Raw genomic sequence first — 7410 nt, forward strand, 5'->3', positions numbered from 1 at the left:
AGTGGTTGTTCTACACACTCCGGTCACCGGGGGCAGCAAGCCGGTAACCGAATGTCAGGACTGCGTCGTCAGTCACGAAAAGCACGCGAGGAGGGAGAACATGAGCCAACCGCCTCGCCCCGACTCCTACTGGCAACAGCGCATCGACAACGAGACCCGGTCCGGCCAGCAGGAACACTCTCCCGCCGCCGCGGTCGAGCACAATTTGTCTCTGCTCGACTACTACCGGTCCATCCGAGACCTCTTCGTACGCGACCCCGACGACCGAGGCGGCACGTAGACCCGGCCCGATCGCCAAGGCCCTGTCATCCCAAGCCATCACACCCCAGCGGCAGAGAACGGTGTTCACACGGGTCACGACTATGCGACCTGCGGGCGACGTCGCCGCTACCCGGTCGAGTACGACCGCCATCGGATCGGATACTCGGTGATGTCGGCGAGTGTCGAGCGCTGGCGGGCGGTCAGTGCACCCACACGCCGGTTTTCGGCGATCTTCGCCCGCTCGAGCAGCACCCGCGCACCCACGGGCCCTACCCCGGGCAGCGCCCGCAACACCGCGTCCACCTTGGTCCGCGCCAACGCGCGCTCGGACTGCGCGGCAGCGAGCAACCGCGCCACCGACAACCGGCCCGCAGCGATCTCGGCGAGCGCTCGCGCACGCACCGCCCTCGCCTCGAGCGCGATCCGGCGCGCGTCGGCGCGTTGTTCGGCGGACAGATCAGGCACAGTCATACCCTCACCCTTCCGTGCAGCCGTCCCGGGCCCATAGACGAACGCACATGAGCGCTGTGACCGAGACGGACATTTACGACATCTCGACACTATGGCACTATGCAACAGTTGCATAATCACGGTAGCCGATGCCGGTGCCTCGGTTCGGCGGGAGAGGAATGCATCGGGCGGTGGCCCAAGAGGTTTAAGCCATTCGGGCAACTACGTCCCAGGTCGCCAGCACGGGCGCCGTCGGCGCCAGTTGGTAGTACTCGAGTGGAAGGACAAAGATGGTGGAAAACCTCGGGCAGGAGCCACTACTCACCGACGCGCAATGGACAGCACTCGAGCCACTGCTCCCCAGCTCTCACGGTACGGCGGGTCGCAACTTCACAAATAATCGAGTGGTGGTCGAGGGGATGCTGTACCGGCTACGCACCGGGGTGCCCTGGCGCGGCCTGCCCGCCCGGTTCGGCCTGTGGAAAACGGTGTGGAAACGGCACCGCCGCTACATCGAGGACGGCACCTGGGAGCGCATTCTCGCAGTCGTGGGGACCCCGGCGCCGCCCGGCGCCGGTGTCACACCCAATACGAATCCAGTACCGACGCCGCATCCGGTTCCGCACCGGCCGCAGTGAACGCTTTCAGCGCCCGCACCAGACCGACCCGGGTGGTCGGCGGCATCTTCTCCACCACCGCCGCGATCTCCCGGCGCCGCCGCGCCGTCACCTCCTGCACCACCGCCTCCCCCCGAGCGGTCAACCCCACCGTCAACTCGCGGCGCGACCGCGCACTCGCCTCCCGCGAGATCAGGTCGGCGACAACCAGCCGATCGACCATCCGCGTCACCGTCGACGGCTGCACATCCAGACTCTGAGCCAGCGACGCCAGATTCATCGGGCCACGGGTCTCGAGAACCACCAGAACCCGGAACTGCGGAATCGTGATCGAATCATCGACCGACGCAATAGAGCGGGCCGACAACGACACCAACAGCCGCGACGCCGTCAACATCGCATCCGTAATCGCGTCGACGGTCTCCACCGCGCCCGCTGCCGCCGTCGGCCTGTGCTGAGCCACCCTCCGTGCCATGTCCATACCATGCACCCTCACAGCAACAATTGCATAACGCACCACACCGATATCCTCCAGTTCGCGAGAAGATCCCGGGGACCCGTCGGCCGGTTTCGCATGCACCGAACGTGAATCCGGCTACCGTGGACCGTGGGCGTCGCAGGCTGATGACGAGGGGTCGTCACATCGGTCGCGGCGCCGCACCATACCCGGGGACCGGGGAGTCCCGAATCCGCTCGCGTACCCGATTCGCGTGCACCACGGATATTAACGGCCCCGCCACGAACACGCTCGACCAGCAGAACCCCCTGCGTCAGGGGCGCGCACGGCAGCCCTTGCACCAGGATTCGGCAGCGCTGTCCCCAGTGCGAGCCGCATCGGCAGGAAATGACATCACACTGGCACGCTCTCGCACCGGCAGCACCGGATCCCGGTGCGGCACCAGACACCCAATATTTCGGGTATTCCAGGGCGGTGGGAACCGCACCAACACCGCGATGGGGAGCGATACCGTCCCACACATGATTCCACGGTACGGGGCTCGCACACGTCTAACGCACCCGGAGACGTCCCGGGGTACCCGTCATCGATGTCTCGATTCGAGAGCAGCACGCCACCACGGTGGGGTTGCTCGTGGGCTCAACCACATTCACCCAGAGCTGAGTTCCCTCGCACCTGCCGTTCGCTAGTGACCGAGATCCTAAGGTCCCGTTACAGCACAAGGGCGCATCGCGTTCGCGCCCGATGTCTGTGCCCGGCGGTATCACCGGTCGTAGCGGATCGTGCCGGTACTCATCGCTGTTCGAGACTTGCGGGGTGCGTGATGGCTGACCGCTCGGGGCCGCGGGATGGTCGCGATCCCAGTGCGGTCAGGTTCGCGACGACCAGGTTGTTGTCGATGGGTTGCTTGTCGCGTCCGAGGCCGTCGATCACGGTCCGGTATCCGGCGCCGTCGAGGACGGACTGGTATCGGTAGTGGAAGTGACCATGCCACAGCCTGGTCGGCTGCACGATATCGACGATGCCGCGCAGAGTCCGCCGGCCGCGCTCGGACGCTTCGACCGCCTCGGGCGGAAAGCCGAAGCGCTCCCGCTCGAGGCCGGGGACGGTGACCCCGGCGGGGCAATCGTGGCAGAACATGGCATCGGCGTGCCCACCGGCACGGATGGACTGTGCCTGGTCGGTCGTTATTTCCTCCTGCGACCACCAGGTGCGGTTGGGTGTGCGCAGGAAACTGTCGATGGAGTGCGCGCCGCCGACCGCCAGGCACCGGGTGCGGTCCCATTGCCAGCGAAATCCCCGCGGCAGGTGCACGACCCGGTCTCGGAGGTAGCGTAGGCCGTCGGCGGCGACTGGTTGGGTCAGAAGCCAATCGAAGTTCTCGTGATTGCCGTCGACGAATCCGAGGATCAGATCGTGTGTGGCGAGTGCATGGTCGAGTGCGTCGAGATAATCATCGGTGAAATTGAACCCGAAGTCGCCGAGGTGGGTGATGACGTCGGCGTTGCGTTTGCGGGCGTGTGCAATTGCCATAACACCGTAGTCGGTGTTGGCATGCCAATCCCCGGCTAGTGCCACTCGATGGGGCGTGTCGAGGAAACTGCTGCGATTGGAGCGCCGACAATTCATGACCGGCACCTACCTTCCCGTCCGGCGAAAGGTAGGGACCGTTGGCGGATCGCCCCGCATTCCGTGGCGGGCCCCTCCACCAGTAGTTGCTGGTTGCGATGGTACGCGTACCGGGCGGTGGTCCGACAGCGGCTGTGCGACTGCGCCCACCCAGACGATGAGGGGTTTGATCGCAGGGAGCGACATGCCAGGCTGTTTCGTCGAGCCGAGTTGGTTCCAGCCGGCGGCGCGATAGCCGATCTCGACCAAGGTCGGGTCGGGTCGAGGCGGGCGAGCACCATCGCACGGAACGATGGGCAGCACCCGATTCGCACTCTAACTCTCCCGTCAGGGTAGAGTTCCGGTTTGTCGGTGATGCCGACGCCGGCCCCTGCTGCGTATGCCTCGGTCCTGAGCAGTGCTGCTCCGGCCGCGATCACCGCCCGATCCCCTGTGACGCCCGTCCCGCGTCGTCTACGTCTAGGGCACCCGGCTGTGCGTCGGGTGCGAACGGAGCTTTTGATGGCAGTACAACTCGATACGCCCGCGGAGACCATGTCCGTGCGGGCGGCGCTGCGGTCCCCGCGCCGCCTCAAGACCGAGGTCCTGGCGGGCATGGTGGTTGCGCTCGCACTGATCCCGGAGGCGATCTCGTTCTCGATCATCGCCGGGGTCGATCCCCGGGTGGGATTGTTCGCGTCGTTCACCATGGCGGTGACCATCGCCATCGTCGGTGGCCGTCCGGCGATGATCTCCGCGGCCACCGGCGCGATCGCCCTGGTCGTGGCCCCGCTCTCGCGTGAATACGGGTTGGACTACCTGATCGCCGCCGTCCTGTTGGCCGGGGTGCTGCAGATCGTCCTGAGCCTGCTCGGGGTGGCGAAACTGATGCGGTTCATTCCGCGCAGTGTGATGGTCGGATTCGTCAACGCCCTGGCGATCTTGATCTTCACCGCCCAGTTGCCGCACCTGATCGACGTCCCCGCCCTGGTGTATCCGATGGTCGCCGTCGGACTACTGATCATGGTGCTGCTGCCCAAGGTCACCACCGTGGTGCCGGCGCCGCTGGTGGCGATCGTGCTGCTCACCGCGGCGACCGTGATCTTCGCGCTGAACGTCCCGAACGTCGGCGACGAGGGCGAACTCCCGTCGTCCCTGCCGTCCTGGCTGATCCCAGACGTGCCGTTCACCATGGACACCCTCTCGATCATCGCCCCCTACGCGTTCGCGATGGCCCTGGTCGGGCTCCTCGAATCGTTGATGACCGCCAAGCTGGTCGACGACATCACCGACACCCACTCGGACAAGACCCGCGAGGGCTGGGGACAGGGCATCGCGAACCTGGTCACCGGCCTGTTCGGCGGCATGGGCGGCTGCGCGATGATCGGCCAGACCATGATCAACGTCAAGGTCTCCGGCGCCCGCACCCGCATCTCCACCTTCCTGGCCGGGGTGTTCCTGCTGATCCTCGTCGTCGGCCTCGGCGACGTGGTCGCGCTGATCCCGATGGCCGCCCTGGTCGCGGTGATGATCATGGTCTCGGTCGGCACCATGGACTGGCACTCCATCGCCCCGAAGACGTTGCGGCGCATGCCCCGCAGCGAAACCACCGTCATGCTCGCGACCGTCGCGGTCACCGTCGCCACCCACAACCTCGCCTACGGCGTGATCGTCGGCGTGATCACCGCGATGGTGCTCTTCGCCCGCCGGGTCGCGCACCTGACCGAGGTCGTCGACATCGCCCACCCCGACGACGAGAACACCCGCGTCTACGCCGTCCACGGCGAACTGTTCTTCGCCTCCAGCAACGACCTGATCTACCAGTTCGACTACGTCGGAGACCCGGAAAACGTCGTCATCGACCTGTCCGACTCCCACATCTGGGACGCCTCCACCGTCGCGACCCTCGACGCGATCACCACCAAATACGCGGCCAAGGGCAAGACCGTCACCATCGTCGGCCTCAACGCGGCCTCGTCCGAGCGGCACGTGCGCCTGAGCGGGCAGATGGGCGCCGGACACTGACCGGACTTCCGCAGCTGATGGGCACACGATTCCGCGAAAAGGCGTGTTGACGTGCGGGGACGCCGCGCGGCCGCGTTGGGGTCGTGTTACTACAGGCCTTGCTTTGGCGGGATCTCGCTTACGCGTCGGTGGGGGCGAAGTCGAAGAACCGGGGCGGTTCGGGCAGCTCGAGCGCGGTAAGGATCTTTCGCTGCCCGGCGGTGACGGCGGAGCGTTGCGCCACCTGGCCGTGGTCGGTGGCGAGGGTGACCAGGTGCATCCGGTCGAGCTCGTGACGGATGCTGCGCCAGGTGTCACCGGTGGCGGTCTCGGCGACCCGGATCAGCAGCAGCGCCAGCCAGCACAACTGGACGTGGGCGCGGATGCGGTCCTCGCGGTGGTGGAAGACCGGCCGCAGCCCGAGCGAGCCCTTCATGTCGCGCCACCCGGCTTCGACGGCGAGCAGCTGCTTGTAGGCGGCGGCCAGGTCCTCCGGGGTGAGGGTGGTGTCGGACGTGCGTAGCAGCCACTTGCCGTCCAGGCCGGCCTCGGTCTTGATCGCCGTGTGGTCGATGCGCAGCAGCCCGGTGTTGGTGCGCCGCAGATACCGTCGCAGTCCCGGCTTGGATTTGAGCGAGCCGACCAGCTCGTCGCGGCGGCGCGATGTCCAGGTGTCGGAACCGTCGATCAGCTCTTCGAGGTGCGCGACGAGGTTCTCCCGTACGGCCGCGTCGCGGTCCGCCTGGTCCGGGTTGTGGCAGACGACGAATCGCCTGGTCCGGGCGCCGCCGTCGCCGTCCCCGTCACCGCCGGGCGCGACGTGCACCTCCTTGACCCGCAGGTTGCCGGCCACGGTGTGGTAGCGGCCCGGCCTGGCGAGCGCGGCGGCGGCCTCGGTGTTGGTGTGGCGCAGCTTCTCGGCGTGGATGTAATGCCCGCCGCCGCGGGTCAAATACGCTCGGTTCGCGGCGGAGGCGAAACCACGGTCGGCGACCCAGACCAACCGGCGCAGGTTCCACCCGTCCAGGTCGTCTTTGACGGTGCGGATGATCGCGGTGTCGGCGGTGTTGCCGGGGAAGGTCCAGCAGCGCACCGGGATCCCGTCGCGGGTGACGGCCATCGCGATCACCACCTGCGGCAGGTCGGTGCGGAAGTCCTTGGAGTGGCCGAACTCCCGCGCCCCGGACTCGGCCGGGTTACCGGCCCCGTCGTCGCTGGGCGGATCGGCCCGCTCCGGGCCCTCGGTCTCGAAGTAGGTGCTCGTCGTATCGACGAAAACGATGTCCAAATCCAGGTTTAACAGGTGCGCAACGGAATTGAACACATCGGCGGCGATCTCCTCGAGGGCGTCGAGGAGGAAGTCCATGCCCCGGTAGGCCTGATCGTCGGACAACGCGGTCATGTGCTCGATGGCGACGCGTTCGGTCACCCAGCCGGTCGCCGCGAGCTTCGAGCCGGGTTCGAGCGCGCGCTGGGCGACGAGGGTGAAGATCACCCGCTCCACCGCGTCGGCGGCGAGCCGCCGCCCCTCGGCGGCGCGGCGGATCGCCGCCGAGATCCCCAGCCGGTCCCAGAGCCGGTCCAGCGTCCACGCCCCGCCGAGGCGCCGGCAGTCGAGGATCTCCACCTCCCCGCCCGCGGTCGACGCCGCGGCGGACTGGTCGGGGGCGAGGAACCGCGAGATCGACGACACCAGCCGGGCCAACCCGTCCCGGTCCACGGTCTCGGCGCGGCCGAAGTTGTGGATCACCTTCGCGGTCGGCGAGCCGGTGTCCGGGTGCCGCTCGTTGTGCGCGAGCTGCAGATACGACACCACCGAGCCGTCCTTGTTCTTCCGCCGCGTCTCCCGCAGGTACATACCTACACAACACCACATCGCATGCGGCTTCACCAGCCGACACGCCGCAAGTCGTGTGCCTACAGATTTTCGCGTTCCAGACACCCTGCACCGCTCTGACCTGCGCCTTCATTCCGCGGCAGGCACGAAAATGCCTACGAACTGCGGAAGTCCGG

Annotated in this window: 7 protein-coding genes; 3 read left to right on the forward strand and 4 right to left on the reverse strand. The window is 67.1% G+C overall.

Translation table 11 applies throughout. The features are described 5' to 3' along the window. Positions 1–100: 100 nt before the first annotated feature. The gene (locus ACNJ7E_RS18300; protein ID WP_418340643.1) at positions 101–280 is read left to right on the forward strand and encodes a hypothetical protein; all 180 of its coding nucleotides are present in this window, start codon (positions 101–103) and stop codon (positions 278–280) included. Positions 281–387: 107 nt separating this feature from the next. On the opposite strand, the gene mihF is transcribed toward ACNJ7E_RS18300, so the two are convergent. Then, positions 388–732 carry an integration host factor, actinobacterial type gene (mihF, locus tag ACNJ7E_RS18305; protein WP_368680591.1) on the reverse strand — a complete coding sequence of 115 codons (345 nt, stop codon included), beginning with the start codon at positions 730–732 and terminating at the stop codon, positions 388–390. Positions 733–1001: 269 nt separating this feature from the next. Between mihF and ACNJ7E_RS18310 the strand changes: the two genes are divergently transcribed. Further along, entirely contained in the window at positions 1002–1349 is a 348-nt protein-coding gene (locus ACNJ7E_RS18310; RefSeq protein WP_368680590.1) for a transposase, read from the forward strand. Here ACNJ7E_RS18310 and ACNJ7E_RS18315 read toward each other — a convergent pair. Beyond that, positions 1291–1803, reverse strand: coding sequence for a MarR family transcriptional regulator (locus ACNJ7E_RS18315; RefSeq protein ID WP_368680589.1), 513 nt, complete (start codon positions 1801–1803; stop codon positions 1291–1293). The genes ACNJ7E_RS18310 and ACNJ7E_RS18315 overlap by 59 nt on opposite strands. Positions 1804–2577: 774 nt before the next feature. Next, the gene (locus ACNJ7E_RS18320) at positions 2578–3414 is read right to left on the reverse strand and encodes a metallophosphatase (RefSeq protein WP_418340644.1); all 837 of its coding nucleotides are present in this window, start codon (positions 3412–3414) and stop codon (positions 2578–2580) included. 501 nt (positions 3415–3915) lie between these two features. Between ACNJ7E_RS18320 and ACNJ7E_RS18325 the strand changes: the two genes are divergently transcribed. Beyond that, on the forward strand, positions 3916–5418 hold the full coding sequence (locus tag ACNJ7E_RS18325; RefSeq protein ID WP_418340645.1) for a SulP family inorganic anion transporter: 1503 nt from the start codon (positions 3916–3918) through the stop codon (positions 5416–5418). Between the two features lie 118 nt (positions 5419–5536). Here the strand turns inward: ACNJ7E_RS18325 and ACNJ7E_RS18330 are convergent, their stop codons facing one another. After that, positions 5537–7255 (reverse strand): IS1634 family transposase, encoded by a 1719-nt coding sequence (locus ACNJ7E_RS18330; protein ID WP_418340312.1) that lies wholly within the window; start codon positions 7253–7255, stop codon positions 5537–5539. Positions 7256–7410: the final 155 nt, after the last annotated feature.

Source organism: Rhodococcus mengyinensis (assembly GCF_048381435.1).
GTDB classification, from domain to species: domain Bacteria; phylum Actinomycetota; class Actinomycetes; order Mycobacteriales; family Mycobacteriaceae; genus Rhodococcus_F; species Rhodococcus_F opacus_D.

What these genes read in the sequence shown, in the direction of transcription:
- ACNJ7E_RS18310 (WP_368680590.1), top strand. Translation starts at nt 1,002, where the DNA reads ATGGTGGAAAACCTCGGGCAGGAGCCACTACTCACCGACGCGCAATGG.
- ACNJ7E_RS18325 (WP_418340645.1), top strand. Translation starts at nt 3,916, where the DNA reads ATGGCAGTACAACTCGATACGCCCGCGGAGACCATGTCCGTGCGGGCG.
- mihF (WP_368680591.1), bottom strand. Translation starts at nt 732, where the DNA reads ATGACTGTGCCTGATCTGTCCGCCGAACAACGCGCCGACGCGCGCCGG.
- ACNJ7E_RS18315 (WP_368680589.1), bottom strand. Translation starts at nt 1,803, where the DNA reads ATGGCACGGAGGGTGGCTCAGCACAGGCCGACGGCGGCAGCGGGCGCG.
- ACNJ7E_RS18300 (WP_418340643.1), top strand. Translation starts at nt 101, where the DNA reads ATGAGCCAACCGCCTCGCCCCGACTCCTACTGGCAACAGCGCATCGAC.
- ACNJ7E_RS18330 (WP_418340312.1), bottom strand. Translation starts at nt 7,255, where the DNA reads ATGTACCTGCGGGAGACGCGGCGGAAGAACAAGGACGGCTCGGTGGTG.
- ACNJ7E_RS18320 (WP_418340644.1), bottom strand. Translation starts at nt 3,414, where the DNA reads ATGAATTGTCGGCGCTCCAATCGCAGCAGTTTCCTCGACACGCCCCAT.